27 protein-coding genes are annotated in these 26,016 nt (G+C 62.3%); 23 read left to right on the top strand and 4 right to left on the bottom strand.

Annotated elements, in window-relative coordinates; all coding sequences use genetic code 11:
• Window positions 1-32: 32 nt before the first annotated feature.
• On the top strand, window positions 33-515 hold the full coding sequence (sixA, locus tag AC6I7Z_RS13720) for a phosphohistidine phosphatase SixA (RefSeq protein WP_048780932.1): 483 nt from the start codon (window positions 33-35) through the stop codon (window positions 513-515).
• A 32-nt stretch (window positions 516-547) separates the two neighbouring features.
• Here sixA and smrB read toward each other — a convergent pair whose 3' ends face one another.
• Window positions 548-1,096: an endonuclease SmrB gene (gene smrB / locus AC6I7Z_RS13715; protein ID WP_033791677.1), complete on the bottom strand. Its 549-nt coding sequence runs from the start codon at window positions 1,094-1,096 to the stop codon at window positions 548-550.
• Between the two features lie 160 nt (window positions 1,097-1,256).
• Here smrB and prmB point away from each other — a divergent pair, with 160 nt between their 5' ends.
• From prmB to AC6I7Z_RS13685, 6 genes are read left to right on the top strand one after another with little or no spacing between them, the layout of a single operon-like run.
• Window positions 1,257-2,189: a 50S ribosomal protein L3 N(5)-glutamine methyltransferase gene (gene prmB, locus AC6I7Z_RS13710; protein ID WP_497814623.1), complete on the top strand. Its 933-nt coding sequence runs from the start codon at window positions 1,257-1,259 to the stop codon at window positions 2,187-2,189.
• A gap of 27 nt (window positions 2,190-2,216) precedes the next feature.
• The gene (gene aroC / locus AC6I7Z_RS13705) at window positions 2,217-3,302 is read left to right on the top strand and encodes a chorismate synthase (RefSeq protein ID WP_497814622.1); all 1,086 of its coding nucleotides are present in this window, start codon (window positions 2,217-2,219) and stop codon (window positions 3,300-3,302) included.
• Window positions 3,303-3,306: 4 nt separating this feature from the next.
• A complete protein-coding gene (gene mepA, locus AC6I7Z_RS13700) occupies window positions 3,307-4,131 on the top strand; it encodes a penicillin-insensitive murein endopeptidase (protein ID WP_497814621.1) in 825 nt (274 codons plus the stop codon).
• Window positions 4,132-4,140: 9 nt separating this feature from the next.
• Window positions 4,141-4,938, top strand: a complete 798-nt coding sequence (locus tag AC6I7Z_RS13695) for a sulfite exporter TauE/SafE family protein (RefSeq protein ID WP_048780927.1) — start codon at window positions 4,141-4,143, stop codon at window positions 4,936-4,938.
• Window positions 4,939-4,988: 50 nt separating this feature from the next.
• Complete coding sequence (locus AC6I7Z_RS13690; protein WP_312059725.1) at window positions 4,989-5,534, top strand: elongation factor P hydroxylase; 546 nt, start codon at window positions 4,989-4,991, stop codon at window positions 5,532-5,534.
• Window positions 5,535-5,565: 31 nt separating this feature from the next.
• Window positions 5,566-5,847, top strand: coding sequence for a YfcL family protein (locus AC6I7Z_RS13685; RefSeq protein ID WP_497814620.1), 282 nt, complete (start codon window positions 5,566-5,568; stop codon window positions 5,845-5,847).
• Between the two features lie 31 nt (window positions 5,848-5,878).
• Here AC6I7Z_RS13685 and mnmC read toward each other — a convergent pair whose 3' ends face one another.
• Window positions 5,879-7,891 carry a bifunctional tRNA (5-methylaminomethyl-2-thiouridine)(34)-methyltransferase MnmC2/FAD-dependent 5-carboxymethylaminomethyl-2-thiouridine(34) oxidoreductase MnmC1 gene (mnmC, locus tag AC6I7Z_RS13680; RefSeq protein ID WP_497814619.1) on the bottom strand — a complete coding sequence of 671 codons (2,013 nt, stop codon included), beginning with the start codon at window positions 7,889-7,891 and terminating at the stop codon, window positions 5,879-5,881.
• 155 nt (window positions 7,892-8,046) lie between these two features.
• Here mnmC and fabB point away from each other — a divergent pair, with 155 nt between their 5' ends.
• Both fabB and AC6I7Z_RS13670 read left to right on the top strand, forming a co-directional pair.
• A complete protein-coding gene (gene fabB / locus AC6I7Z_RS13675) occupies window positions 8,047-9,267 on the top strand; it encodes a beta-ketoacyl-ACP synthase I (RefSeq protein ID WP_033750590.1) in 1,221 nt (406 codons plus the stop codon).
• A gap of 97 nt (window positions 9,268-9,364) precedes the next feature.
• A complete protein-coding gene (locus tag AC6I7Z_RS13670) occupies window positions 9,365-10,540 on the top strand; it encodes an arabinose transporter (protein ID WP_497814618.1) in 1,176 nt (391 codons plus the stop codon).
• A 17-nt stretch (window positions 10,541-10,557) separates the two neighbouring features.
• Here the strand turns inward: AC6I7Z_RS13670 and flk are convergent, their stop codons facing one another.
• Complete coding sequence (flk, locus tag AC6I7Z_RS13665; RefSeq protein WP_497814617.1) at window positions 10,558-11,589, bottom strand: flagella biosynthesis regulator Flk; 1,032 nt, start codon at window positions 11,587-11,589, stop codon at window positions 10,558-10,560.
• Between the two features lie 100 nt (window positions 11,590-11,689).
• Window positions 11,690-12,586: a DMT family transporter gene (locus tag AC6I7Z_RS13660; protein ID WP_497814616.1), complete on the bottom strand. Its 897-nt coding sequence runs from the start codon at window positions 12,584-12,586 to the stop codon at window positions 11,690-11,692.
• 94 nt (window positions 12,587-12,680) lie between these two features.
• On the opposite strand from AC6I7Z_RS13660, the gene AC6I7Z_RS13655 reads away from it, so the two are divergent.
• The 14 genes from AC6I7Z_RS13655 (at window position 12,681) to AC6I7Z_RS13590 (ending at window position 26,008) form a co-directional block, all read left to right on the top strand.
• A complete protein-coding gene (locus AC6I7Z_RS13655) occupies window positions 12,681-13,460 on the top strand; it encodes an AraC family transcriptional regulator (RefSeq protein ID WP_497814615.1) in 780 nt (259 codons plus the stop codon).
• A gap of 58 nt (window positions 13,461-13,518) precedes the next feature.
• Window positions 13,519-14,652 carry a 4-phosphoerythronate dehydrogenase PdxB gene (gene pdxB / locus AC6I7Z_RS13650; RefSeq protein WP_497815448.1) on the top strand — a complete coding sequence of 378 codons (1,134 nt, stop codon included), beginning with the start codon at window positions 13,519-13,521 and terminating at the stop codon, window positions 14,650-14,652.
• Window positions 14,653-14,756: 104 nt separating this feature from the next.
• Window positions 14,757-15,767, top strand: a complete 1,011-nt coding sequence (locus AC6I7Z_RS13645) for an aspartate-semialdehyde dehydrogenase (RefSeq protein ID WP_497814614.1) — start codon at window positions 14,757-14,759, stop codon at window positions 15,765-15,767.
• Complete coding sequence (gene truA / locus AC6I7Z_RS13640; protein WP_497814613.1) at window positions 15,767-16,573, top strand: tRNA pseudouridine(38-40) synthase TruA; 807 nt, start codon at window positions 15,767-15,769, stop codon at window positions 16,571-16,573. The genes AC6I7Z_RS13645 and truA overlap by 1 nt, the downstream gene beginning before the upstream one ends.
• A gap of 27 nt (window positions 16,574-16,600) precedes the next feature.
• Window positions 16,601-17,263 (top strand): DedA family protein, encoded by a 663-nt coding sequence (locus AC6I7Z_RS13635; protein ID WP_497814612.1) that lies wholly within the window; start codon window positions 16,601-16,603, stop codon window positions 17,261-17,263.
• Window positions 17,264-17,413: 150 nt separating this feature from the next.
• Window positions 17,414-18,325 (top strand): acetyl-CoA carboxylase, carboxyltransferase subunit beta, encoded by a 912-nt coding sequence (gene accD / locus AC6I7Z_RS13630; RefSeq protein ID WP_033791660.1) that lies wholly within the window; start codon window positions 17,414-17,416, stop codon window positions 18,323-18,325.
• An 86-nt stretch (window positions 18,326-18,411) separates the two neighbouring features.
• Window positions 18,412-19,686, top strand: coding sequence for a bifunctional tetrahydrofolate synthase/dihydrofolate synthase (gene folC / locus AC6I7Z_RS13625; RefSeq protein ID WP_497814611.1), 1,275 nt, complete (start codon window positions 18,412-18,414; stop codon window positions 19,684-19,686).
• The gene (gene dedD, locus AC6I7Z_RS13620) at window positions 19,676-20,455 is read left to right on the top strand and encodes a cell division protein DedD (RefSeq protein ID WP_497814610.1); all 780 of its coding nucleotides are present in this window, start codon (window positions 19,676-19,678) and stop codon (window positions 20,453-20,455) included. The genes folC and dedD overlap by 11 nt, the downstream gene beginning before the upstream one ends.
• 252 nt (window positions 20,456-20,707) lie before the next feature.
• Window positions 20,708-21,193, top strand: a complete 486-nt coding sequence (gene cvpA / locus AC6I7Z_RS13615; RefSeq protein WP_021509181.1) for a colicin V production protein — start codon at window positions 20,708-20,710, stop codon at window positions 21,191-21,193.
• Window positions 21,194-21,229: 36 nt separating this feature from the next.
• Window positions 21,230-22,747, top strand: a complete 1,518-nt coding sequence (gene purF / locus AC6I7Z_RS13610; RefSeq protein ID WP_497814609.1) for an amidophosphoribosyltransferase — start codon at window positions 21,230-21,232, stop codon at window positions 22,745-22,747.
• Window positions 22,748-22,860: 113 nt separating this feature from the next.
• A complete protein-coding gene (locus AC6I7Z_RS13605; protein ID WP_033750543.1) occupies window positions 22,861-23,430 on the top strand; it encodes a UbiX family flavin prenyltransferase in 570 nt (189 codons plus the stop codon).
• Window positions 23,431-23,698: 268 nt separating this feature from the next.
• The gene (gene argT, locus AC6I7Z_RS13600; RefSeq protein WP_497814608.1) at window positions 23,699-24,481 is read left to right on the top strand and encodes a lysine/arginine/ornithine ABC transporter substrate-binding protein ArgT; all 783 of its coding nucleotides are present in this window, start codon (window positions 23,699-23,701) and stop codon (window positions 24,479-24,481) included.
• 127 nt (window positions 24,482-24,608) lie between these two features.
• On the top strand, window positions 24,609-25,295 hold the full coding sequence (locus AC6I7Z_RS13595) for a histidine ABC transporter permease HisQ (protein ID WP_497814607.1): 687 nt from the start codon (window positions 24,609-24,611) through the stop codon (window positions 25,293-25,295).
• Window positions 25,292-26,008: an ABC transporter permease gene (locus tag AC6I7Z_RS13590; protein ID WP_033750535.1), complete on the top strand. Its 717-nt coding sequence runs from the start codon at window positions 25,292-25,294 to the stop codon at window positions 26,006-26,008. Before AC6I7Z_RS13595 ends, AC6I7Z_RS13590 begins: the two co-directional genes overlap by 4 nt.
• Window positions 26,009-26,016 lie beyond the last annotated feature (8 nt).

Genomic DNA, 26,016 nt, shown 5'->3' with positions numbered 1-26,016 from the left:
CGGGCGATATCGACAAACAACAGCGGTGCTTTATGCAAGTTTTTATCATGCGTCACGGCGATGCTGCTCTTGAAGCCGCCAGTGATTCGGTCCGTCCTCTCACCCACTGTGGCTGTGACGAATCACGCCAGATGGCGAGCTGGCTTAACAGCCAGACGGTGGATGTAGAACGTGTGCTGGTCAGTCCCTATCTTCGTGCCCAGCAGACGCTGGCGACGGTACGCGAAGCGTTAAATCTGCCTGAAGGGCAGGAGATTTTGCCGGAGTTGACGCCTGGCGGCGATCCCGGGCTGGTGGCCTGCTATCTGCAGGCGTTGGGAAACCAGGGCGTGAAGTCGGCGATCGTGATTTCGCATCTGCCGCTGGTCGGCTATCTGGTTTCAGAACTCTGCCCGCAGGAAGCGCCGCCGATGTTCGCCACCTCCGCCATCGCCTGCGTCGATTTCGATCCCGCCAGCTGCGAAGGCAAGCTGTTGTGGCAGGTCAGCCCCTCTAAACTGGCGAAAGCCATATAACGCCCGCGGGCCGCGCAGCGGCCCATCCCTTCTCAAGGCAGCTCGGGCGGTTGCCACTCTTCTACCTCAATCAACACCAGCAGCGCCGCGTCGCCGCCGAACATTTTCGGCGCCTGATGGAACGCCATCACGTAAGGATGCTGCGCCAGCCAGAGCGGCGTTTGCTGCTTGAGAATATGCTTGCCGTGGCCGGTCATGACGCTGGCGCAGAACAGATGCTCGCGACGACAGGCGGCGATCAGCGCGCCCAGCTCCTGCTTAGCCTGCTGCTGCGTTAAGCCGTGCAGGTCGAGGAAAATCTCCGGCGTATAATCGCCGCGCCGCAGCTTTTTCAGCTCGTAGTGGCTGACGTCGGCGCGCACGTAACGCGTCGCGCCTTCGGTCGCCAGCAGCGGCTGAAACTCGTCGGAAAAGTAGTGGCTGTTGTCCACCTGTTCGGAAATTAACCGCTTGAGCGGCAGCTCGCGGCTCTTCACCGCGGGCTTATGCACCACGGTATCCTGCTTTATTTTGCGCGTGCCGCTCATGAGCTGGCGAAACAACGCTTTGTCGTCGTCGTTAAGAGATGTTTTTTTACTCATTACAGGCGAATCTTATCTGATAAGGCTGGAAAACAGCGAATGGCGTTACCTTACCGCCCGATCCGCTAATTGTCAGCTTTTTCACCTTGCTGCGCTGAATTCTCCCCGGCTTCATGGCACACTATCGGCCGATTTAGCAATTGGGCCTGCGGAGGGCTACGTGGACAAAATTTTCGTCGATGAGGCAGTCAACGAACTGCACACCATTCAGGATATGTTGCGCTGGGCGGTCAGCCGTTTTTCCGCCGCCGGGATCTGGTATGGTCACGGCACTGACAATCCCTGGGACGAAGCGGTGCAACTGGTCCTGCCCACGCTCTGGCTGCCGCTGGATATTCCGGAAGATATGCGCAGTGCGCGCCTGACCGCCAGCGAGCGTCATCGCATCGTCGAGCGCGTTATCCGCCGCGTCAACGAGCGTATCCCGGTCGCCTACCTCACCAACAAAGCCTGGTTCTGCGGCCACGAGTTCTATGTCGACGAACGCGTGCTGGTGCCGCGCTCGCCGATTGGCGAACTGATTGAAAACCGCTTCGCCGGCCTGGTTGCCGACGCGCCGCGCCATATCCTCGATATGTGCACCGGCAGCGGCTGCATCGCTATCGCCTGCGCCTACGCCTTCCCGGAAGCGGAAGTGGACGCGGTGGATATCTCTTATGACGCGCTGGCGGTCGCCGAGCAGAATATCGAGGAGCACGGTTTGATCCATCAGGTGACGCCGATCCGCGCCGATCTCTTCCGCGAGCTGCCGCCGGTGAAATATGATCTGATCGTCTCCAATCCGCCCTACGTAGATGCGGAAGATATGGACGATCTGCCGAGCGAATATCGCCACGAGCCGGAGCTTGGCCTGGCGGCGGGCAGCGACGGCCTGAAGCTGGTGCGCCGCATTCTCGCCTGCGCGCCGAACTACCTGAGCGACGAAGGCGTGCTGATCTGCGAAGTCGGCAACAGCATGGTGCATATGATCGACCAATATCCCGACGTGCCCTTTACCTGGCTGGAGTTCGACAACGGCGGCGACGGCGTCTTTATGCTGACGCGCCAGCAGATCGTCGACGCACAACATCACTTTTCTATTTATAAAGACTGAGCGAACGCTTCGTAACAAGGAATCACCATGGCCGGAAACAGCATCGGACAATTCTTTCGCGTAACCACTTTTGGCGAGTCGCACGGCATCGCGCTGGGCTGCATCGTCGACGGCGTGCCGCCGGGCATTCCGCTGACCGAAGCGGATATCCAGCACGATCTCGACCGCCGCCGTCCCGGCACCTCGCGCTATACCACCCAGCGTCGCGAGCCGGATCAGGTGAAAATTTTGTCCGGCGTCTTCGAGGGGGTCACCACCGGCACCTCGATCGGCCTGCTGATTGAAAATACCGACCAGCGTTCGCAGGATTACGGCGCGATTAAAGATCTCTTCCGTCCCGGCCACGCCGATTACACCTACGAGCAGAAGTACGGCCTGCGCGACTACCGCGGCGGCGGCCGCTCGTCGGCGCGTGAAACCGCGATGCGCGTCGCCGCGGGCGCGATTGCCAAAAAATATCTGCAGATGAAGCACGGCGTGGTGGTGCGCGGCTACCTGGCGCAGATCGGCGACGTGGCGTGCGAGCTGAAGGACTGGAGCATCGTTGAAGAGAACCCTTTCTTCTGTCCGGACGCCAGCAAGCTGGAGGCGCTGGATGAGCTGATGCGCGCCCTGAAAAAAGAGGGCGACTCTATCGGCGCCAAAGTCACGGTCATGGCGGAAAACGTGCCGCCGGGCCTCGGCGAGCCGGTTTTCGATCGGCTTGACGCCGATCTGGCGCATGCGCTGATGAGCATCAACGCGGTGAAAGGCGTCGAGATTGGCGACGGCTTTGCGGTGGTGAACCAGCGCGGCAGCCAGCATCGCGACGAGATCCGCGCCAGCGGCTTCCAGAGCAACCATGCGGGCGGCATCCTCGGCGGCATCAGCAGCGGCCAGACCATCAGCGCCAATCTGGCGATGAAGCCGACCTCCAGCATCACCGTGCCGGGCCAGACCATCACTCGCAGCGGCGAAGAGGTGGAGATGATCACCAAAGGGCGGCACGATCCCTGCGTGGGCATTCGCGCCGTGCCGATCGCCGAAGCGATGATGGCGATCGTGCTGATGGATCATCTGCTGCGCCAGCGCGCGCAGAACGCTGACGTCAACAGCACCGTGCCGCGCTGGTGACGCGATGAAATCACTGCTTATTCTCGTGTCGGCGCTGCTCTTCAGCGCCTCAGGGCTGGCCGCGACGCCGTGGCAGCGTATTCAACAGCCGATCTCGGGCAGCGCGCAGTCGATCGGCTCCTTCGCCAACGGCTGCATCGTCGGCGCACAGGCGCTGCCGCTCAACGCGCCCGACTATCAGGTGATGCGCCAGGATCAGCGACGCTATTTCGGCCATCCCGATCTCATCCTGTTTATACAGCGTCTCAGCGCCCAGGTGCATAATCTGCAGCTGGGCAACGTGCTGATTGGCGATATGGGCATGGCGGCGGGCGGGCGCTTCAGCAGCGGACACGCCAGCCATCAGACCGGGCTCGACGTCGATATCTGGCTGCAGCTGCCGAAAACCCGCTGGAGCGCGCAGCAGCTGCTGAAGCCGCAGCCGCTCGATCTGGTGACGGCGGATGACAAAAGCGTGGTGGCGCGCCACTGGCGGCCGGAGATCGACAGCCTGATTAAACTGGCGGCGAAAGATAACGATGTCACGCGTATCTTCGTCAATCCGGCGATTAAAAAGCAGCTTTGCGCCGATGCAGGCGCCGATCGCGACTGGCTGCGCAAGGTGCGCCCGTGGTTCGCGCATCGCGCGCATATGCATGTGCGTCTGCGCTGCCCGGCTAACAGCATCGGCTGTGAAGATCAGCCTGCGCCGCCGCCGGGCGACGGCTGCGGCGCCGAGCTGGAGAGCTGGTTCCTGCCGAAGAAACCGGGCAGCGGCGCGCCGGTGAAGCGTGAGCCGCCGCCGCTGCCGCAGGCGTGTCAGGCGCTGCTGGATAAACATCTTTTATAAGGGATCTCCATGGAGTGGTTCGTCGTCAGCCCGATAGTGGTCGGGGTGCTGTTTCTGGTCGCCGTACTGGCGGCCTTTATCGACTCTATCGCCGGCGGCGGCGGGCTGCTTACCGTGCCGGCGCTGCTGGCGGCCGGTTTCTCGCCCGCGCAGGCGCTGGCCACCAATAAGCTGCAGTCCGTGGGCGGCTCTTTCTCCGCCAGCCTCTACTTCATCCGCCGCGGCGCGGTGAGCCTGCGCGAACAGCGGCTCAATATCGCCATGACCTTTATCGGCGCGGTGCTGGGCACCATTCTGATCCAGCACCTGAACGCCGATGCGCTGCGCCAGGTGCTGCCGCTGCTGCTGATCGCCATCGGCCTGTGGTTTCTGCTGATGCCGCGTCTCGGCGAAGAGGATCGCGCGCGTCGCCTTTACGGGCTGCCGTATGCGCTGGTGGGCGGCGGCTGCGTCGGCTTTTACGACGGCTTCTTTGGTCCGGGCGCCGGCTCCTTCTACGCGCTCGCCTTTGTCACGCTCTGCGGCTTTAACCTCGCCAAAGCCACCGCGCATGCCAAAATTCTGAATTTCACCTCGAATTTCGCCAGCCTGCTGTTCTTTATGTTCGGCGGTAAAGTGATCTGGGGAACCGGCTTTATTATGCTGCTCGGCGCCTTCTGCGGCGCGCGGCTTGGGGCGCGGCTGGTGCTGAGCCGCGGACAGAAACTGATCCGCCCGATGGTGGTGATCGTTTCTGCGGTAATGAGCGCGAAGCTGCTGTGGGACGCTCACGGCAGCGCGCTGCTGGCGTGGATCGCCGCGCTGTAATACATTCATTCTCGGCGCCGCGATAATGACGCCGTTTTTACGATGACACCATGAACACGACGCACCATTACGAACAACTGATTACGATTTTCGATAGCTGCTTTCGCGACGAGTTTCAGACCCGTCTAATTAAAGGCGACGACGAACCCATCTATCTTCCGGCAGACGAGAGTTCGCCGTGGCACCGCGTGGTGTTCGCCCACGGCTTTTACGCCAGCGCGCTGCACGAGATTTCTCACTGGTGTATCGCCGGCGAGGCGCGGCGCAAGCTGGTGGATTTCGGCTACTGGTACTGTCCGGATGGCCGCGACGCCCAGACGCAAAATCAGTTCGAGTCCGTGGAGATTAAGCCGCAGGCGCTGGAGTGGATGTTCTGCGTTGCCGCGGGCTTCCCGTTCAACGTCAGCTGTGACAATCTCGACGGAGATTGTGAGCCGGATCGCGTCGCGTTTCAGCGGAAGGTCCATGCTCAGGTCATGTCTTATCTGGAGAACGGCATTCCTGCGCGGCCCGCGCGTTTTATCGCCGCTCTGGCGGACTTTTATGGCACGCCTGCACTGACGTCAGCACAGTTTCCCTGGCCAGACGATCTGTGATGAGTGCAGACATTATTAAAGAGGAATTGAGATGATCGCAGAATTTGAAGCGCGTATTCTGGCCCTGATCGACGATATGGTCGATCACGCCAGCGATGACGAGCTGTTCGCCAGCGGCTATCTGCGCGGTCACCTGACCCTCGCGGTCGCGGAAATCGAACAGTCGGGCGAGCATACGCCGGAAGCGTTGCAAACCCAGGTCGCCAACAGCCTGCAAAACGCCATTGCCGCCGGCGAGCTCTCGCCGCGCGACCAGGTGCTGGTGGTGGGCATGTGGGACAACCTGTTTCAGCAGGCGCGTCAGATCGCCTGAACCTGCGGGGCGGCATCACGCCGCCCCGACGCTATTTCCCCGCTTTTTTCCCTTTCAGCAGCTTTCTCACCCAGTAGCGGTTCGGGTTGAGCGCGGCCAGCGTGGCGCTATCCAGCGGCTGCGGTTCGCCGCTCATCTGCGCCGCCAGCGCTTCGGCGGCAAGCGGCGCGCTGCACAGCCCGCGCGAGCCAAGCGCGCCCAGCACGAACAGACCCGCGTGATGCGGCGCCTCGGCGATGGCTTCGCCGCGCGCGCGCTGGCCGGCAAGATCCTGATAGCGCGTCAGCGTCGCCTCATAGTCAGGCAGCGCGCCCGCCATCGGCAGATGGTCGCGCGTGGCGCAGCGCACGCCGATGCGCGCATCGCCCGCGCTGACGTCTACTTTTTCCGCCCAGCGGCGGCCCGGCAGCGAGTGGAGCAGCCGCGCGCGGTTCTGCTGCTGATCCTCTGCGCGCCAGGCGGTAGAGGTATCGCCGCGATGGTAGCTGGCTCCGATGCAGTGCGTGCCGAACTGCGGGCTGACCGGCGTGAGGTAGCCGTCGTAGCAGAGCACGGTTTGCAGCGCATCAAGGCCGGGCGTGCTGGGCACGTGGCTCACCTGACCGGAAACCGCGTAGGTCGGCAGCTGCGCGCTTTGCGGCAGGGCGCTGAGCGCATGGCCGGTCGCCAGCGTCACGTTTTGATGCGTCGCCGCCTGGCCGTTGTCGAAGCGCAGCGTCCAGCCCTGTTCCGCCGGGGCGAGCTGCGTCAGGCGATGCAGCCAGTGGATGCGCAGCCCCTGGGTTTCGCCGTGCGCCAGCAGGGCGGCGGTGAGTTCGGCGGGCGAAAGCCAGCCGCCGAGCGGGTAGAAAACGCCGCCGACGCCGAGATCGACCCGCGCCAGCGCCTCCGCCTCTTCAGGCGTGACGCCGCGCGCGATCGCCTCCGGCAGCGCCATCGCCAGCATCTGCGCGATTTTGTCGGCGCTTTTCTCATCCCAGCCGAGCTGCAGCACGCCGCTCCAGCAGTGCTCATAGCTCACCGGCGCCGCATCATAGAGCCGGCGCGCAAAGCTAAAGGCGGCAGGAAAGAAGCGCGCCAGCGCCGGGTCGTGCTGGTTCAGCAGCGGATAGAGCGCGCCCTGGCGGTTGCCCGACGCACCCAGCGCGGCGGCTTCGTCGGCGCAGTAGAGCGTGACGCGCCAGCCGCGGCGCAGCAGGGCGAGCGCCAGCACCGCGCTCGCCACGCCGCCGCCGATAATCGCCGTCTCTTTTTCCCGCGCGGCGGGGCGCGCGAACCAGGGCTGCGCGGCAGGCAGTTCCGGCGCGTGCGTCAGGGCGCCGCACAGCATCTCGCGCTTGGGGCCGAACCCTTTGCGGCGTTTGACCTCAAAACCTGCCTCCTGCAGTCCGCGGCGCACGAAACCGGCGGCGGTGAAGGTGGCGAAGGTGCCGCCAGGGCGCGCCAGCTTCGCCATGGCGTTGAAGAGGCGCGGCGTCCACATGTCGGGATTTTTCGCCGGCGCGAAACCGTCGAGAAACCAGGCGTCTACCTGGCGATGCAGGCTGTCATCAAAAGTCTCTATAAGGGTATTAATATCGCCGAGCCAGAGATCGAGCGTCACGCGTCCGCCGTCGAACAGCAGACGCTGGCAGCCGGGCAGGGCGACCGGCCACTGGCGCTGCAGCTGCTCGGCCCAGGGCTGAAGCGTCGGCCAGCGCTGATGCGCCGCCGTTAAGTCGGCCTGCGTCAGGGGGAATTTTTCCACGCTGATAAAGTGCAGCCGCCGCAGCGCGGCGTCGGGATGCGCCTGCTGGAAGGCGTCGAACGCCTGCCACAGCATGAGAAAATTAAGCCCGGTGCCGAAGCCGCTCTCCGCCGCGATAAAGAGATCGCGCGGATGATGCGCGAAGCGTTCAGGCAGATCGTTGCCGCCGAGGAAGACGTAACGCGTCTCTTCCAGACCGTTGTCATTGGAAAAATAGACGTCGTCAAAGGCTCGGGAAACAGGTGTACCCTGTTCATTCCAGCTTAGCTGGGCATGTTCAACCGGGGATAATTTCACGGCAAAGGCTCGTTTTTCAGGCAGTGGCGCGATTTTAGCGACCAGGGTCACATGACGCAAATTTACAAAAGGAAATGGCTGATCGGACTTGTTCGGCGTACAAGTGTAAGCTAGAGTGCACGTCAATCCAAAAGAAGTGGAATGAGGACAACTGAATGAAACGTGCAGTGATTACTGGCCTGGGGATTGTTTCCAGCATTGGTAATAACCAGCAGGAAGTGCTGGCTTCTCTGCGTGAAGGCCGTTCCGGCATCACCTTCTCTCAGGAGATGAAGGATTCCGGTATGCGTAGTCACGTCTGGGGTAACGTCAAACTGGATACCACCGGCCTTATCGATCGCAAAATTGTGCGTTTTATGAGTGATGCGTCCATTTATGCTTACCTCTCCATGGAAGAGGCGATCAAAGATTCCGGTCTGACCGACGAACAGTATCAGAGCAACCCGCGTGTGGGTCTGATCGCCGGCTCCGGCGGCGGTTCGCCGCGCTTCCAGGTGTTCGGCGCTGACGCGATGCGTAGCCCGCGCGGCCTGAAAGCGGTCGGCCCTTACGTCGTGACCAAAGCGATGGCGTCCGGCGTTTCCGCCTGCCTCGCCACGCCGTTTAAAATCCACGGCGTAAACTACTCTATTAGCTCCGCCTGTGCGACCTCCGCGCACTGTATCGGCAACGCGGTCGAGCAGATCCAGCTGGGCAAACAGGATATCGTCTTTGCCGGCGGCGGCGAAGAGCTGTGCTGGGAAATGGCGTGCGAGTTCGACGCTATGGGCGCGCTCTCGACCAAATATAACGACGCGCCGGAAAAAGCGTCCCGCACCTATGACAGCGAGCGCGACGGTTTTGTTATCGCCGGCGGCGGCGGCATGGTGGTGGTGGAAGAGCTGGAGCACGCGCTGGCGCGCGGCGCGCACATCTACGCTGAGATCGTCGGCTACGGCGCGACCTCTGACGGCGCGGACATGGTGGCGCCATCGGGCGAAGGCGCGGTACGCTGCATGAAGATGGCGATGCACGGCGTGGATACGCCGATCGACTATCTCAACAGCCACGGCACCTCGACGCCGGTAGGCGACGTGAAAGAGCTGGGCGCTATCCGTGAAGTGTTCGGCGACAACACCCCGGCTATCTCCGCCACCAAAGCGATGACCGGCCACTCGCTGGGCGCGGCGGGCGTGCAGGAAGCGATCTACACCCTGCTGATGCTGGAGCACGGCTTTATCGCGCCGAGCATCAACATCGAGACGCCGGACCCGGCGGCGGAAGGCATGAATATCGTCACTAAACCGACGGAAAAAGCGCTGACCACCGTGATGTCCAACAGCTTCGGCTTCGGCGGCACCAACGCCACCCTGACGATGCGTAAGTTTCAGGCGTAATCGCTAAAAATGTTTTATAAAGGGCCGGTCTGACCGGCCCTTTTTCTTTTTGTGGACCGGGTGCAGACGCGTTTGACATCAGGGAGCTACGTCCGTTATGACCACCACCGCAACTCAACCGCAGGCCGCGTCTACCTTGCCGCTGGCCTGCTCCTCGCTGGCCGTCTTTATTACCTATCTAACCGCCGGGCTGGCGCTGCCGGTTATTCCGCTCTATGTGCATCAGGAACTGGGGATGAATAACGTGATGGTCGGCGTCGCGGTGGGCATGCAGTTTTTCGCCACCCTGCTGACGCGCGGCTTTGCCGGTCGCCGCGCCGATCGGCACGGGGCGAAGCGCACCACTCAGCAGGGGATGCTGGCGATTATGCTGGTGGGTGTCGCCTACCTCGCCGCCGCGCTGCTGCCGGCGCCGGCGCTGATTAAATTCGCGCTGCTGGCGCTGGGGCGTCTGCTGCTCGGCTTCGGCGAAAGCCTGCTGCTTACCGGCAACCTGACGTGGGGGCTGGGGCTGGTGGGCGCGAAGCGATCCGGGCTGGTGATGTCGTGGAACGGCATGGCGATCTACGGCGCGCTGGCGGCCGGCGCGCCGCTCGGTCTGCTGCTGCATCAGCACGGCGGCTTTGCGCTGCTGAGCGCGGTGGCCACGGCGCTGCCGCTGGCGGCGCTGGCGCTCAACAGCGCCATCCGGCCGGTGCCGGTGGTGGGCGGCGAGCGGCCTTCGCTGGTCAGCGTGATCCGCGCCATTTTCCAGCCGGGCTTCGCGCTGGCGCTGCAGGGCGTCGGCTTTGCGGTGATCGGCACCTTCACCTCGCTCTACTTCGCCGCGCAGCAGTGGGGCAACGCGGGCTTTACCCTGACGGCGTTCGGCGTCGCCTTTGTGCTGGTGCGTCTGCTGTTCGGCGGCATGCCGGATCGGCACGGCGGCATCCGCGTCGCGCTGGTTTCGTTGCTGGTGGAGGCGGCGGGCCTGCTGCTGCTGGCGTTCGCCGCTGAGGGATGGATTGCGCTTATCGGCGCGGCGCTGACCGGCTGCGGCTGTTCGCTCATCTTTCCGGCGCTGGGCGTGGAGGTGGTGAAGCGCGTTTCACCGCAGGTGCGCGGCACGGCGCTGGGCGGTTTCTCCGCTTTTCAGGATGTCGCCTACGGCGCCAGCGGGCCGCTTGCCGGGCTGCTGGCGACCGCGCTCGGCTACGGCTCTGTCTATGTGGCCGGCGCCAGCTGCGCGCTGCTGGGCATCTTCATTACCTGGCGTTTTTCCCGCCACGCCTGAAGCGCGCGGCGGCTCGCTCAGATCACCAGCCAGAGCAGTAAGAAGAAGACGATCAGCGCCGCGGCGACGCCCAGCATCGGGCGCTGCGCCAGCGGCTGCGGCAGCACGGCAATAATGGGCGCCCAGATTGGCTGCGGGCGCAGCGCGATGTCGGGCTGCGGATGCTCATGATGTCTTTCGGCGCGGCGCGCAAAAAGATGGTTGAGCAGATCCTGGGTCTGCGCCGGGGTGAGAATCGTCTGCGGCGTCGCCTGGAAGCGCTGCAGGCTGTAATCCTCCAGCTGCTGTCGCTCGTGGCTATCGAGCGGCTGCTTCAGCGAGGCCTCCAGCACCTGCAGGGTGGGCGCGCTGTGCTGGCTCAGCGTCTGGCGCACCTGCAAATATTGCGTCAAAAGCGGGAAGTGGCGCGACGGAATGGGATCGCCGCTGGTGAGGTTGACCAGCTTAAGCGCCGAGGCCCAGATCTTGCCGGTGGACTCGCCGGTTGCGGCGGCCAGCCGGGCGATCTGCTGGTTCAGCGTCTGGTGCTCGGCGGGCAGCAGCGTGCGGTCGGTGGTGCGCGACTGCTGCGGCTGCGGGATCGCCATCTGGCCGTTCTGCAGCATGGTCAGCACCTGACGCAGCTGATCCTGCGACAGCGAACTCAGCACCGTCTGGCCGAACTGCTGACGAATAAAATCGCTTACCGCCTGACGGTTATTGCCCTTCGGCAGCAGGTCGGTGAGCTGGGTCAGCAGCTGGCGCGTGGCGCGTCCGGTCTCCGCCTGCATCAGGCGGCTATTGAGATACTGCTCCGCCGCCGGAAAATGGCGCGACTGCAGCTCCGCTTCGCTTTTTACCCCCACTTCGCGCTGCACGCCCGCCCAGAGTTCAGGCGCTTTTAAGTTGCTGAAGGAGATAATGCGCACGATCAGCCGTTCCAGCGTGGTGCGCTGGGCTGGTGAGAGTGGCTGATCGCCAGGCGTCGCGCCGGGACGGGCCGCGCCGGTTGACGGCGTGACAGAGGAACGATCGCCCATCGGCGCACCGGGGCCGCTAAGAGGTTGCATGGCGGAATCCTTGAAAACAAGACAGCGTGGGGTGCGCCGGAAAAAAGATGCGCCATGATAGCAAAAGCCCCCGGGAAATCCCACGGGGGTCTGTGTTTATTCAGCCTGGCGTCGGCTCCGCTTTAGGGCGCCTGAGCGGAGTCTTCAGGCGCTGAGCGAGGATCACGCCCACCAGCGTCATGGCGCCGCCGATCCAGTGATAAGCGCGCAGCTGTTCATGCAGAAACAGCACCGCGATAACGGCGGTAAAGGCTGGAACGAAATTCATAAAAATGCTGGTGGTGCTGGCGCCCAGACGCTGCACGCCGAGGATCCACAGAAAGGGCGCGATGATCGAGGCGAACAGCCCGGCGAATAGCACCAGCGGAATATTGCGCGCGTTCAACGCGACGTCGGGCGCGTGCAGAAAACCGGGCAGCAGCAGCAGCACGCCGAAAAAGACCTGCACGTAGAGGCTCTGCCACGTCGGCAGCGGGATTGCCCAGCGTTTGGTCAGCACGCCGTAGAGCGCGTAGGAGGTTGAGGCGGCCAGCATCATCAGCTCGCCGCTGCCGAGACGCTGGTGCAGCAGCTGGGCGGGATGGCCTTCGCTCACCAGCCACACCAGGCCCGCGAACGACAGCACGCCGCCGATAAGAATGCCGCGCGTCGGCGCCAGCCGCAGCACCACCAGGCTAAGCAGAATAGTGAGCAGCGGAATGGTGGCGCCGAGAATGCCCATCATCACCGCCGAGACGCTGTGCGCCGCGTAGTAGGCCAGGCTCTGGTAGAGCACCATGCCGAGCAGGCCGAGGATCAGCAGGCGTCCCAGGCTGGCGCGGATAGCGTGGCGATGGCGCCACGCGCCCGGCAGCGCGAAAGGCGTGAGCACCATCAGCGCCAGCAGCCAGCGGTAAAACGAAATAGCGGCGGGATCGATGCTGCCGGCGGAGAGCTTGCTGACGATGGTATTCACCGACCAGATCAGCACCGCCAGCAGCGGAAAAAGTAAGTTCATGCTCTTCTCCTGCGGATGTAGGCAGCTAGTTTACTTTTGACCGCTTTTAAGGAGATAGTTAAAAGCAGACAAAAAACGTTGCTGGCCGGACAGAATGAATTTACAGGTTGAATATCAGCCGCCCGAAGATGCGCTGCGGCTGCACTATTTTATGCGCTATGAACAAGCCAACGCGAAAACCGAATATCTGCCGCACGCCCACGAATGGGGGCAGGTGATTTTCGTGACGCGTCACGTGCTGGAGATGAACGTCGAGGGCGAACGGCTGCTGACGCCCGCCAGCATCCCTATCTGGATCCCGCCGCGGCAGCGGCACGCCAGCTACAACCATCAGCAGGCGCAGTTCCGCAGCTTTAATCTCGCCGCCGCGCTGTGCGACGGCCTGCCGCAGCAGGCGTGCCTGCTCAACGTCGACGCCATCGTGCATGCGATTATGGACGAGTTCGCACGTCTCGGCCTTGAACAGCCAGAGAGCGCGGAGCAGTGGCGGCTGTGCGAGGTGCTGCGCGATCGGCTGCGGCTGGCGCCGGTGCAGGAGAGCTATTTGCCTGGCTCGCAGGATAAGTTTCTCGCGCCGGTGCTGCACGCGCTGGAGGCGCATCCCGGCGATAACACCACGCTGGCGGAGTGGGCGGCGCGGGTCTTTACCACCGAGCGCACCCTGGCGCGCCGCTGTCGTCAGGAGCTGCATATGTCTTTCGGCGAATGGCGGCAGCGGCTGCGTTTTCTGCACGCCGTCGCGCAGCTGGGGCAGGGCAAAAGCGTGCAGGCGATTGCGCACGATCTCGGCTATAGCTCGGCGTCGGCGCTGATCGTCATGTTCCAGCAGCAGGCGGGCACCACACCGGATCGCTACCGCGCACGCCTGGGTTAACAGGCGCGTTTGTGCCACAATAGCGCATCTCAATAACGCAACCAGCAGGAAAGCCGTGGTGAAGATTCTTGTCGATGAAAATATGCCTTATGCGCGTGAACTGTTCAGCCGTACCGGCAGGGTGCTGGCGGTGCCGGGTCGTCCGCTGCCGCAGCAGGAACTGGATGATGCCGACGGCCTGATGGTGCGCTCGGTGACGCAGGTGAATGAAGCGCTGCTGGCGGGCAAGCCGGTGAAGTTCGTCGGCACCGCCACGGCGGGCACCGACCATATTGATGAAGCCTGGCTGCAACAGGCGGGCATCGCCTTCTCCGCCGCGCCGGGCTGCAACGCTATCGCGGTGGTGGAGTATGTCTTCTCCGCGCTGCTGCTGCTGGCGGAGCGCGACGGCTTTGCGCTGCGCGACCGCACCGTCGGCATCGTCGGCGTCGGCAACGTCGGCGGTCGGCTGCAAAAACGGCTGGAAGCCTGGGGCGTGAAAACCCTGCTGTGCGATCCGCCGCGCGCCGATCGCGGCGACGCGGGCGACTTCCGCTCGCTCGACGCGCTGGTCGCGGAGGCGGATATCCTCACCTTCCACACGCCGCTGTTCAAAGAGGGCCCCTATAAAAGCTGGCATCTCGCCGATGCGGCGCTGCTGATGGCGCTGAAGCCCAACGCCATTCTGATCAACGCCTGCCGCGGGCCGGTGGTGGATAACGCCGCGCTGCTGGAGGTGCTGAAGATGCGCGGCGATCTCAGCGTCGTGCTCGACGTCTGGGAGCCGGAACCGGCGCTGTCGCTCGAGCTGCTGGATCGCGTGGATATCGGCACCGCCCATATCGCCGGCTATACGCTGGAGGGCAAGGCGCGCGGCACCACTCAGGTATTTGAAGCCTGGTGCGACTTCCTCGGCCAGCCGCAGCAGGTGCCGCTCAGCGAGCTGCTGCCGACGGCGGAATTCAGCAGCGTCACGCTCAACGGCCCGCTCGATCAGGCAACGCTGAAACGTCTGGCGCATCTGGTGTATGATGTGCGCCGCGACGACGCGCCGCTGCGTAAAGTGGCGGCGAAACCCGGCGAATTCGACCGCCTGCGCAAAACCTATCAGGAGCGCCGCGAGTGGTCATCGCTGGAGGTGATCTGCAACGACGCAGAAACCGCCAGCCTGTTGAACGCCCTGGGTTTTTGCGCGCGTCTTAACAACAGCTAAATGAATCTTCTCGCCGCGCCGGACGCGGCGGGGGATAATTCCGAAACCTGGGCGGTGAATATCACCGCCTTCTGTTTTTATGTCATTGTCTGGAGTAAACCAACATGTCTGACGGCTGGAATATTGCGCTACTTGGCGCGACAGGCGCAGTAGGGAACGCTGTACTGGAACTGCTGGCGGAACGCCAGTTCCCGGTTGGTGAATTGTATCTGCTGGCGAGCGAAAACAGCGCCGGCGAAACGCTGCGTTTTGACGGGCGCTCGCTGCGCGTCGAAAACGCGGCCGATTTCGACTGGTCGCAGGCGCAGCTGGCCTTTTTCGTTGCCGGACGCGACGCCTCGGCGCGCTACGCCGACGAGGCCGCCAGCGCCGGTTGTCTGGTGATCGACAGCAGCGACTGCTTCGCGCTGTCGCCGGACGTGCCGCTGGTGGTGCCGGACGTTAACCCGCAGGTGCTGGCGGACTACCGCAACCGCAACCTGGTGAGCGTCGCCGACAGCCTCACCAGTCAGCTGCTCAGCGCCATCAAGCCGCTGGTTGACGCGGCGGGCCTGGGCCGTTTGCAGGTCACTAACCTGCTCTCCGTCTCCAGCCACGGCAAAAGCGCGGTCGACGGCCTGGCGGGCGAGAGCGCGCGACTGCTTAACGGCGTGCCGGCGGAAGATCACTTTTTCGGCCGCCAGCTGGCGTTTAACCTGCTGCCGCAGCTGGCCGACGCAGAGGGCAGCGTCGCCAGCGAGCGTCGCCTGGTCGAGCAGGTGCGTAAGGTGCTGCAGGACGACGGGCTGCCGATTGCGGTCAGCAGCGTGCAGGCGCCGGTGTTTTACGGCAACGCGCAGATCGTGCACCTGGAGAGCCTGCGTCCGCTGTCGGCGGACGAAGCGCGCGCCGAGCTGGCGCAGGCGGACGATATCAGTCTGAGCGACGAGGATAGCTATCCGACGCAGGTCGGCGACGCCTCCGGCAATGAACAGCTCAGCATCGGCTGCGTGCGTAACGACTACGGTATTCCCGAACTGCTGCAGTTCTGGTCGGTGGCGGACAACATTCGCTTCGGCGGCGCGCTGATGGCGGTGAAAACGGCTGAGAAGCTGGTGCAGGAGTATCTCTATTAATGTTGCCTGAAGGTCAGACGTATAAACTGGCGCTCGGTATTGAGTATGACGGCAGCCGTTACTACGGCTGGCAGCGCCAGCAGGAAGTGCGCAGCGTGCAGGAGAAGCTGGAAAAAGCGCTGTCGAAGGTGGCGAATCACCCGGTCAGCGTGTTCTGCGCCGGACGCACCGACGCCGGCGTGCACGGCACCGGCCAGGTGGTGCACTTCGAAACCACTTCGCAGCGCGCCGACGGCGCCTGGACGCTGGGCGTCAACGCCAATCTGCCGGAAGATATCGCGGTGCGCTGGGTAAAAGCGGTGCCGGACGACTTCCACGCGCGCTTCAGCGCGACGGCGCGGCGCTACCGCTACCTGATCTACAACCAGCGGCTGCGTCCGGCGATTCTGGGCCGCGGCGTCACCCATTTTTATCATCCGCTGGATGCCGAAAAGATGCACCGCGCCGGGCAGTGCCTGCTGGGCGAAAACGACTTTACCTCGTTCCGCGCCGTGCAGTGCCAGTCGCGCACGCCGTGGCGCAACGTGATGCACCTGAACGTCACGCGCCAGGGAGCGTTCGTTATCGTCGATATCAAGGCCAACGCCTTTGTGCATCACATGGTGCGCAATATCGTCGGCAGCCTGATGGAGATCGGCTGCGGCAATCAGCCGGAGGAGTGGATGGCGACGCTGCTGGCGGCGAAAGATCGCACTCTGGCGGCGGCGACGGCCAGAGCGGAAGGGCTCTATTTAGTGGCGGTGGATTATCCGTCGCATTTTGCGTTACCCGAACCGCCAATGGGGCCGTTGTTCCTGGTGGATTAATTTAGCAGGTCATTTCAGAGAGGCGTTATGGAGTTCGTCCATTTTTTGGTTGATTTTATTCTGCATATTGATGTGCATCTGGCCGAGCTGGTTGCGCAGTACGGCATCTGGATTTACGCCATTCTGTTCCTGATCCTGTTTTGCGAAACCGGCCTGGTGGTCACGCCTTTCCTGCCGGGCGACTCGCTGCTGTTCGTGGCGGGCGCGCTGGCGGCGCTGCCGGGCAACGACCTCAACGTCCACCTGATGGCGGCGCTGCTGGTGGTGGCCGCCGTGCTGGGCGATGCGGTGAACTACACTATCGGCCGCCTGTTTGGCGAGCGCCTGTTCAGCAACCCGAACTCGCGCATCTTCCGCCGCAGCTATCTCGATAAAACCCATGCGTTTTACGATCGCCACGGCGGCAAAACCATCATCCTGGCGCGTTTCGTGCCGATTGTGCGCACCTTTGCGCCTTTCGTCGCCGGCATGGGGCATATGTCCTATCGCCATTTCGCCCTGTTTAACGTCGTCGGCGCGCTGGCGTGGGTGCTGCTGTTCTCCTACGCGGGCTATCTGTTCGGCGACCTGCCGGTGGTGCAGGAGAACCTTAAGCTGCTGATCGTGGGGATCATTGTGGTGTCGGTGCTGCCCGGCGTGATTGAAGTGTGGCGTCACCGCCGTCAGGCGAAACAGGGTAAACAGCCGTAACAGGTTCGGTCGCGCCGCGGTTAGACCAGATTTTTATCCACAGTCGGAATGGGTTGTGGTTTAATGAGCGACATTTCATGTCTGCTGAAGCGGTTTTCAGCGGCAAATAAGATGACTGGACCAGGTCAGTTTTAAACAAAAAGGTCTTCAATGAGCTGGATTGAACGCATTCTTAATAAAAGCAACGTTACGCCTGCACGCCGTGCCAGCATCCCGGAAGGGGTCTGGACCAAGTGCGACAGCTGCGGTCAGGTTCTGTACCGCGCCGAGCTGGAGCGTAATCTTGAGGTCTGCCCGAAGTGCGACCATCACATGCGCATGCACGCCCGCGAGCGCCTCAACAGCCTGCTCGATCAGGGCACGCAGACCGAGCTGGGCAGCGAGCTGGAGCCGAAGGATATCCTGAAATTCCGCGACTCCAAGAAGTATAAGGATCGCCTTGCGGCCGCGCAGAAAGAGACAGAAGAGAAAGACGCGCTGATCGTGATGAAAGGTCAGCTGCACGGCATGCCGGTGGTGGCCGCCGCGTTCGAGTTCGCCTTTATGGGCGGCTCAATGGGTTCGGTGGTTGGCGCGCGCTTTGTGCGTGCGGTTGAGCAGGCGCTGGAAGATAACTGTCCGCTGATCTGCTTCTCCGCCAGCGGCGGCGCGCGTATGCAGGAAGCGCTGATGTCGCTGATGCAGATGGCGAAAACCAGCGCCGCGCTGGCCAAAATGCAGGAGCGCGGTCTGCCCTATATTTCGGTGCTGACCGACCCGACCATGGGCGGCGTTTCCGCCAGCTTCGCAATGCTGGGCGACCTTAACGTCGCTGAGCCGAAGGCGCTTATCGGCTTCGCCGGTCCGCGCGTTATCGAGCAGACCGTTCGCGAAAAACTGCCGCCGGGCTTCCAGCGCAGCGAGTTCCTGATTGAGAAGGGCGCGATCGATATGATCATTCGCCGCCCGGAAATGCGTTATAAACTGGCGAGCCTGCTGGCGAAGATGATGAATCTTCCCGCGCCGCTGCACGATGGCGAACCGACCGCGCCTGCGGAAGAGCCGGAAAGCAACGAGGCCTGACAGGAGAGAGAGGCGCGCGCGCCGCGCCTTTCACCAATGCACCGTCGAACCGGCTGAACCGGTTCAAAATCTGTTAAACGGGACATATGGACACTCTTCACCTTCCTCAAGCCACGTCGCCTTTGGCCACGTGGCTTTACTATCTTGAGCATCTGCACGCGCAGACCATCGAGCTGGGCCTGGATCGCATCCGCTGCGTCGCGCAGCGCCTCGACCTGTTAAAACCCGCGCCCTTCGTCTTCACCGTCGCCGGCACCAACGGCAAAGGCACCACCTGCCGTACGCTCGAAACGCTGCTGATGGCGGCGGGCTACCGCGTCGGCGTCTACAGCTCGCCGCATCTGGTGCGCTATACCGAACGCGTCCGCGTGCAGGGCGAAGAACTGGACGAAGCGCTGCACAGCGCCAGCTTTGCGAAAATCGAAGCGGGACGCGGCGACGTTTCCCTGACCTATTTTGAATTCGGCACGCTCTCTGCGCTGAACCTGTTTCAACAGGCGCAGCTCGATGTGGCGATCCTCGAAGTTGGACTGGGCGGCCGCCTGGACGCCACCAATATCGTCGACGCCGACGTCGCGGTGGTGACCAGCATCGCGCTGGACCATACCGACTGGCTCGGACCCGATCGTGAAAGCATCGGCCGCGAGAAAGCGGGCGTGTTTCGCGGCGGCAAGCCTGCGGTGGTCGGCGAGCCGGATATGCCTGCCAGCATCGCCGCCGTCGCGGCGGAGAAGGGCGCGCAGCTGCTGCGTCGCGACCGCGACTGGCGCTACAGCCAGCAGCCGGAAAGCTGGGCCTACCGCGACGCGCAGGGCGAGCTGAACGACCTGCCGCTGCCGCAGGTGCCGCTGCCCAATGCGGCCACGGCGCTGGCGGCGCTGCGCGCCTCCGGCCTGAAGGTCAGCGAAGCGATTATCCGCAATACCCTGCCGCTGGCGATCCTGCCTGGCCGTTTTCAGACCATCAGCGAATCGCCGCGCGTTATCCTCGACGTGGCGCATAACCCGCATGCGGCGAGCTATCTGGCGTCGCGTCTGGCGCAGCTGCCGAAACGCGGCCGGGTGCACGCGGTGGTGGGGATGCTGCATGATAAAGATATCGCCGGCACCCTGGCGGCGCTGGCGCCGCAAATCGATCGCTGGTACTGCGCGCCGCTTGACGGACCGCGCGGCGCCACCGCCGATGAGCTGATGGCGCATCTGCCGCGCGACGCGGCCACCGCCTTTGCCGACGTGGAGAGCGCCTGGCAGGCGGCGCGCGGCCAGGCCGAGGCGCAGGACATCGTGCTGGTATGTGGATCTTTCCATACCGTGGCGCAGGTCATGGAATCGACAGAGACGGAGAAAGGTCGTGGCAAGTAAGTTTCAGAACCGCCTGGTCGGCACCATTATTCTGGTGGCGGTCGGCGTGATTGTGCTGCCGGGCCTGCTGGACGGCAAAAAGAAGCACTATAAAGAGGAGTTCGCGGCGATCCCGCTGGTGCCGAAGCCGGACGATCAGCAGGATAGCGAGATGGTGCCGCCGGTGACGCAGCCGCTGCCGGCGCAGCCGCCGCAGGGCGCGGGCAGCGCGGTAAGCAGCGGCAACAGCGCCGCCGCCAATCCTGTCGCCGAGCAGGGCAACGCCACGCCGCAGAGCGAAAGCGAACCCAGCGTGGTGACGCCGCCGCCGGTGCATCAGAATACGCCGGCGAAACCGCGCCAGGTTGAACAGCCGAAAACCCGACCGGCGGAAACGCCGAAAGCGAAACCGGTCGAGCAGCCGAAAGCGCAGCCGAAGCCGGTCGAGCAGCCGAAGACGGCTGAGTCAAAACCGGTGGAAACGAAGCAGAGCGAGCCGGCGAAGACGGTGGAAACGCCGAAGGCCGCAGAGCAGAGCGCGCCTGCCGGTCAGGCTTACGTGGTGCAGCTCGGCGCGCTGAAAAATGCGGCGAAGGTGAGCGAAATCGTCGCGAAGCTGCGTCTGTCGGGCTATCGCGCCTTTACCGTGCCGTCGACGCCGGTGCAGGGACAAATCACCCGTATCTACGTCGGTCCGGACGCCTCGAAAGCCAAACTGCAGAGCTCGCTTTCGGAGCTGCAAAGCGTCTCCGGCCTCGGCGGCGTGGTGAAGCCCTACAGCGCGCGCTAAGGCATCGATTGGCGCCGCCTATGGCATAAAAAGGCGGCGCCGCACGCAGGGTTAAAGCCACGCGGCGCAATATAAATAGTTTAGATTCAACGGGTTGAATAGTTGAATCTCCAGAGGGCGAGGAAAGTTTTTTTCATCGCCCTTTTTATGGAAGGTGAAAAGGAAAAGCGCTACGCAAACGTTTTCTTTTTCTGTTAGAATGCGCCCCGAACTGGATGCAGGGGTGCAGACGCACTGGCGCTGGAAGAGTTCATGATCTGGATTGATTACGTCATTATTGCGGTAGTTGGTTTTTCGGCTCTGGTCAGCCTGATTCGAGGGTTTGTCCGCGAAGCCTTATCTCTCGTTACCTGGGGATGCGCGTTTTTTGTCGCCAGTCATTACTACGCCTACCTTGCAGTCTGGTTTACAGGTTTTGACGACGAACTGGTGCGTAACGGCATCGCCATCGCGGTGCTGTTCGTCGCGACGCTGATTGTCGGCGCGATAGTCAACTATGTGATCGGCTCGCTGGTTGAAAAGACCGGCCTGTCGGGAACCGACAGGGTGTTGGGGGTCTGTTTCGGGGCGTTACGCGGCGTGCTGATCGTTAGCGCGATCCTTTTCTTCCTCGACACATTCACCGGCTTTTCCAAAAGTCCGGACTGGCAGCAGTCCCAGCTCATTCCCCAGTTCAGTTATATAATCAGATGGTTTTTTGACTACCTGAAAAGCACGTCGAGTTTTTTACCCCGGTGACGCCACCGGGAGTGCGGCTAATGAGGAAATGACAACATGTGCGGTATTGTTGGTATCACCGGGTTTATGCCGGTCAACCAGTCGATCTATGATGCGTTAACGGTGCTGCAGCACCGCGGGCAGGACGCCGCAGGCATTTGTACTATCGATGCGCTGAAGTGCTTCCGTCTGCGTAAGGCGAACGGTCTCGTCAGCGATGTCTTTGAAGCTCGCCACATGCAGCGTCTGCAGGGCAATATGGGGATCGGCCACGTTCGCTACCCGACCGCAGGCAGCTCCAGCGCCTCTGAAGCGCAGCCGTTCTACGTTAACTCGCCGTACGGTATTACGCTGGCCCATAACGGCAACCTGACTAACGCGCACGACCTGCGCAAGCACCTGTTCGAAAAGGGCCGCCGTCACGTCAATACCACGTCAGACTCTGAAATCCTGCTGAATATCTTCGCGCAGGAGCTGGACCGTTTTCAGAACGACCCGCTGGAAGCGGACAACATTTTCGCGGCGGTGGCGGCGGTGCATCAGCAGGTGCGCGGCGCTTACGCCGTCGTCGCCATGATCATCGGCCACGGCATGGTCGCCTTCCGCGATCCCAACGGCATTCGTCCGCTGGTGCTGGGCAAGCGCGTGCTGCCTGACAGCCGCGTCGAATATATGGTCGCCTCCGAGAGCGTGGCGCTCGATACGCTGGGCTTTGAGTTCCTGCGCGACGTCGCGCCGGGCGAAGGCGTCTATATCACCGAAGCGGGCCAGCTGTTTACCCGCCAGTGCGCCGAGAACCCGAAAAGCAACCCCTGCCTGTTCGAGTACGTCTACTTTGCGCGTCCCGATTCGTTCCTCGACAAGATCTCCGTCTACAGCGCGCGCGTGCGCATGGGCACCAAGCTGGGCGAGAAAATCGCTCGCGAATGGGAAGATCTCGATATCGACGTGGTGATCCCGATCCCGGAGACCTCTACCGATATCGCGCTGGAGATCGCGCGCATTCTCGACAAGCCTTACCGTCAGGGATTTGTGAAAAACCGCTACGTGGGCCGCACCTTTATCATGCCGGGCCAGCAGCTGCGCCGCAGCGCCGTTCGCCGCAAGCTCAACGCTAACCGCGCCGAGTTCCGCGACAAAAACGTGCTGCTGGTGGATGACTCTATCGTGCGCGGCACCACCTCGGAGCAGATTATCGAGATGGCGCGCGAAGCGGGCGCGAAACGCGTTTACCTGGCGTCTGCCGCGCCGGAAATCCGCTTCCCGAACGTCTACGGCATCGATATGCCGAGCGCCACCGAGCTGATCGCGCACGGCCGCGAAGTTGATGAGATCTGCCAGCTGATTAAAGCCGACGCGCTGATTTTCCAGGATCTCAACGACCTGATCGAAGCGGTGCGCGAAGAGAACCCCGATATCGCTCAGTTCGAATGTTCGGTGTTTAACGGCGTCTACGTCACCAAAGATGTCGATCAGCAGTACCTGGAGTATCTCCAGTCGCTGCGCAACGACGACGCCAAAGCGCTGCAGCGTCAGAACGAAGTCGAGAACCTCGAGCTGCATAACGAAGGCTAAGCGCGTTCTCAGCGATGACAGGAAAAAGCACGGGGCGGAGAAATCCGCCCCGTTTGTTTTCCTGTTCTGGCCCGCGCTATCATAGCGCCTCTCTGAACCCGCAAGGAACACGCATGAAACGACTCATCATTGGCATCTCTGGCGCAAGCGGCGCGATCTACGGCGTGCGGCTGTTGCAGGTGCTGCAGCAGGTCAGCGAGGTGGAAACCCATCTGGTGATGAGTCCGGCGGCGCGGCAGACGCTCAGCCTGGAGACCGACTACACGCTGCGCGAAGTGCAGGCGCTGGCTGATGTGGTGCACGACGTGCGCGATATCGCCGCCAGCATCTCGTCGGGATCGTTCAAGACCCTGGGCATGGCGATCCTGCCATGCTCGATGAAAACCCTCTCCGGCATTGTACACAGCTACAGCGACAGCCTGCTGACGCGCGCCGCCGACGTGGTGCTCAAAGAGCAGCGCAAGCTGGTGCTGGGCGTGCGCGAAACGCCGTTGCATATTGGCCATCTGCGCATGATGACCACCGCCGCCGAGCTGGGCGCGGTGATTATGCCGCCGGTGCCGGCCTTTTATCATCGCCCGCAGTCGATTATGGAGCTGGTGGATCAGACGGTTAACCGCGTCGTCGATCAGTTCGACATTACGCTGCCGCAGGATCTTTTTACGCGCTGGAACGGTGCATGACCGTCATATTTTGCACTATTCAGGTGCAAATGCGCGCTGGCGATCACTCTTCGTGCATTTGGTGCACCAAAAGTTAACAAGGTCGCTTTTTCTCTCTGACATCACTGATATATTCCCCTCACAAACCCGGCGGCAACGCCTTGCTGACGCGCTGCCGGGCGCGCGAATGGCTTGCATTGCTGGCATGAAATATGCAAGAAATATGTGGCTTAACAAGCGCAAACACATCACGCACCCATAACAAAAAGCACTTCACTGAGGGTAATCTATGAAAAAGCGAGTTCTGGCTCTTTCTCTCATGCTGGGCCTGACCAGCGCCGCCAGCGTTTTCGCCGCGGTGCCGTCGTCGATTCGCATTGGGACTGACCCGACTTACCCGCCGTTTGAATCGAAAAACGCGCAAGGACAGCTCGTTGGCTTCGATATCGATCTTGCCAACGAGATCTGTAAACGCATCAATACGAAGTGCACCTATGTCGAAAGCGATTTCGATGCGCTGATCCCGTCGCTAAAGGCGAAGAAGATCGACGCCATCATCTCCTCGCTCTCCATTACCGCTAAACGTCAGGAAGAGATCGCCTTCTCCGACAAACTCTATGCGGCCAACGCCCGCCTGGTGGCGCCGAAAGGCTCGTCGATTCAGCCGACTATCGAGTCGCTGAAGGGCAAGAACATCGGTCTGCTGCAGGGCACCACGCAGGAAACCTACGCTAACCAGAACTGGCGCCCTAAAGGCGTTAACGTGACGCCTTACGCGAACCAGGATCTGGTTTATCAGGATCTGAACGCGGGTCGCATCGACGCGGCGTTTCAGGATGAAGTGCAGGCGAGCGAAGGCTTCCTGAAGCAGCCGGTAGGCAAGAACTACGCCTTCGCCGGCCCGGCGGTGAAAGACGACAAGATTTTTGGCGTCGGCACCGGCATGGGACTGCGTAAAGACGATAGCGAGCTGAAGGCGGCCATCGACAAAGCGTTCGAGGCGATGCGCAAAGATGGCACCTACGACAAGATTGCGAAAAAATATTTTGATTTCAATGTGTACGGTGACTAACCCTGTCGACCTTTACCTGATCCTTCTGCGTTGAGCCGCGCGGCGCAACGCACAATCTGGTCAGGACTGCCCGCTGGCGCGCCCGCGGGCAGGACATTGATGTTTTCTCCACGACAGGATCGATTACATGCTGTACGGCTATTCCGAGGTTATTCTCAAAGGCACCCTGGTGACGCTGGAGCTGGCGCTCAGCTCGGTGGTGCTCGCTGTTGCGCTCGGCCTGATCGGCGCGGGCGCGAAACTTTCCCGCAGTCGCCCGCTGGCGATGCTGTTTGAAGGCTATACCACGCTGATCCGCGGCGTGCCCGACCTGGTGCTGATGCTGCTGATTTTTTACGGCCTGCAGATCGCCCTTAACGCGCTGACCGACGCCATGGGCCTCGCCCAGTTCGATATCGACCCGATGGTGGCCGGTATCATTACGCTCGGCTTTATCTACGGCGCCTATTTTACTGAAACCTTTCGCGGCGCGTTCCTCGCCGTGCCGAAAGGGCAGATCGAAGCGGCCACCGCCTTCGGCTTTACCGGCTCGCAGGTATTCCGCCGTATTCTCTTTCCCGGCATGATGCGCTACGCGCTGCCCGGCATCGGCAATAACTGGCAGGTGATCCTGAAAGCCACGGCGCTGGTGTCGCTGCTGGGGCTGGAAGATGTGGTGAAAGCGACGCAGCTGGCGGGTAAAAGCACCTGGCAGCCGTTCTACTTCGCCATCGTCGCTGGCGCGATCTATTTAATCTTTACCACGCTGTCGAACGGCGTGCTGTGGTGGCTGAATCGCCGCTACTCGGTCGGCGTAAAAAGGGCGGAGCTATGATCGATATTATTCAGGAGTACTGGAAATCCCTGCTCTGGACCGACGGCTATCGCTTTACCGGCGTCGCCATTACCCTGTGGCTGCTGATCCTGTCGGTGGTGATCGGCGGCTGCCTGGCGGTGCTGCTGGCCATCGCGCGCGTCTCACCGAACCGCTTTGTCAGCACTCCGGTCTGGCTGTTTACCTACGTGTTTCGCGGCACGCCGCTCTATGTGCAGCTGCTGGTGTTCTACTCCGGCATGTATACGCTGGAAGTGGTCAAGGGTTCGGAGCTGCTTAACGCCTTTTTCCGCAGCGGGCTCAACTGTACGCTGCTGGCCTTTACCCTTAATACCTGCGCCTATACCACGGAGATCTTTGCCGGGGCGATCCGCGCCGTGCCGCACGGCGAGATCGAGGCGGCGCGCGCCTACGGCTTCTCGACCTTTAAGCTCTACCGCTGCATTATTCTGCCGTCCGCGCTGCGTACCGCGCTGCCCGCCTACAGCAACGAGGTGATCCTGATGCTGCACTCCACGGCGCTCGCCTTTACCGCGACGGTGCCGGACCTGCTGAAGATCGCGCGCGATATTAACTCGGCGACCTATCAGCCCTTTACCGCGTTCGGCATCGCGGCGGTGCTCTATCTGATTATCTCTTATGTGTTGATTAGCCTGTTCCGTCTGGCGGAGCGCCGCTTCCTCGCACACATCAAACCTTCGTCATCGCATTGAGTAGAACT

This window comes from Pantoea sp. X-Soil-MYKO-1289 (assembly GCF_059730625.1).
The sequence above is the reverse complement of the archived record's forward strand: the minus strand, read 5'-3'. Positions and strand labels throughout refer to the sequence as shown.

Excerpts from the sequence above, each read along its gene's own strand:
- sixA (WP_048780932.1), top strand. The coding sequence starts at position 33 with ATGCAAGTTTTTATCATGCGTCACGGCGATGCTGCTCTTGAAGCCGCC.
- smrB (WP_033791677.1), bottom strand. The coding sequence starts at position 1,096 with ATGAGTAAAAAAACATCTCTTAACGACGACGACAAAGCGTTGTTTCGC.
- aroC (WP_497814622.1), top strand. The coding sequence starts at position 2,217 with ATGGCCGGAAACAGCATCGGACAATTCTTTCGCGTAACCACTTTTGGC.
- mepA (WP_497814621.1), top strand. The coding sequence starts at position 3,307 with ATGAAATCACTGCTTATTCTCGTGTCGGCGCTGCTCTTCAGCGCCTCA.
- AC6I7Z_RS13695 (WP_048780927.1), top strand. The coding sequence starts at position 4,141 with ATGGAGTGGTTCGTCGTCAGCCCGATAGTGGTCGGGGTGCTGTTTCTG.
- AC6I7Z_RS13690 (WP_312059725.1), top strand. The coding sequence starts at position 4,989 with ATGAACACGACGCACCATTACGAACAACTGATTACGATTTTCGATAGC.
- AC6I7Z_RS13685 (WP_497814620.1), top strand. The coding sequence starts at position 5,566 with ATGATCGCAGAATTTGAAGCGCGTATTCTGGCCCTGATCGACGATATG.
- fabB (WP_033750590.1), top strand. The coding sequence starts at position 8,047 with ATGAAACGTGCAGTGATTACTGGCCTGGGGATTGTTTCCAGCATTGGT.
- AC6I7Z_RS13670 (WP_497814618.1), top strand. The coding sequence starts at position 9,365 with ATGACCACCACCGCAACTCAACCGCAGGCCGCGTCTACCTTGCCGCTG.
- flk (WP_497814617.1), bottom strand. The coding sequence starts at position 11,589 with ATGCAACCTCTTAGCGGCCCCGGTGCGCCGATGGGCGATCGTTCCTCT.
- AC6I7Z_RS13660 (WP_497814616.1), bottom strand. The coding sequence starts at position 12,586 with ATGAACTTACTTTTTCCGCTGCTGGCGGTGCTGATCTGGTCGGTGAAT.
- AC6I7Z_RS13655 (WP_497814615.1), top strand. The coding sequence starts at position 12,681 with ATGAATTTACAGGTTGAATATCAGCCGCCCGAAGATGCGCTGCGGCTG.
- AC6I7Z_RS13645 (WP_497814614.1), top strand. The coding sequence starts at position 14,757 with ATGTCTGACGGCTGGAATATTGCGCTACTTGGCGCGACAGGCGCAGTA.
- truA (WP_497814613.1), top strand. The coding sequence starts at position 15,767 with ATGTTGCCTGAAGGTCAGACGTATAAACTGGCGCTCGGTATTGAGTAT.
- AC6I7Z_RS13635 (WP_497814612.1), top strand. The coding sequence starts at position 16,601 with ATGGAGTTCGTCCATTTTTTGGTTGATTTTATTCTGCATATTGATGTG.
- accD (WP_033791660.1), top strand. The coding sequence starts at position 17,414 with ATGAGCTGGATTGAACGCATTCTTAATAAAAGCAACGTTACGCCTGCA.
- folC (WP_497814611.1), top strand. The coding sequence starts at position 18,412 with ATGGACACTCTTCACCTTCCTCAAGCCACGTCGCCTTTGGCCACGTGG.
- cvpA (WP_021509181.1), top strand. The coding sequence starts at position 20,708 with ATGATCTGGATTGATTACGTCATTATTGCGGTAGTTGGTTTTTCGGCT.
- purF (WP_497814609.1), top strand. The coding sequence starts at position 21,230 with ATGTGCGGTATTGTTGGTATCACCGGGTTTATGCCGGTCAACCAGTCG.
- AC6I7Z_RS13605 (WP_033750543.1), top strand. The coding sequence starts at position 22,861 with ATGAAACGACTCATCATTGGCATCTCTGGCGCAAGCGGCGCGATCTAC.
- argT (WP_497814608.1), top strand. The coding sequence starts at position 23,699 with ATGAAAAAGCGAGTTCTGGCTCTTTCTCTCATGCTGGGCCTGACCAGC.
- AC6I7Z_RS13595 (WP_497814607.1), top strand. The coding sequence starts at position 24,609 with ATGCTGTACGGCTATTCCGAGGTTATTCTCAAAGGCACCCTGGTGACG.
- AC6I7Z_RS13590 (WP_033750535.1), top strand. The coding sequence starts at position 25,292 with ATGATCGATATTATTCAGGAGTACTGGAAATCCCTGCTCTGGACCGAC.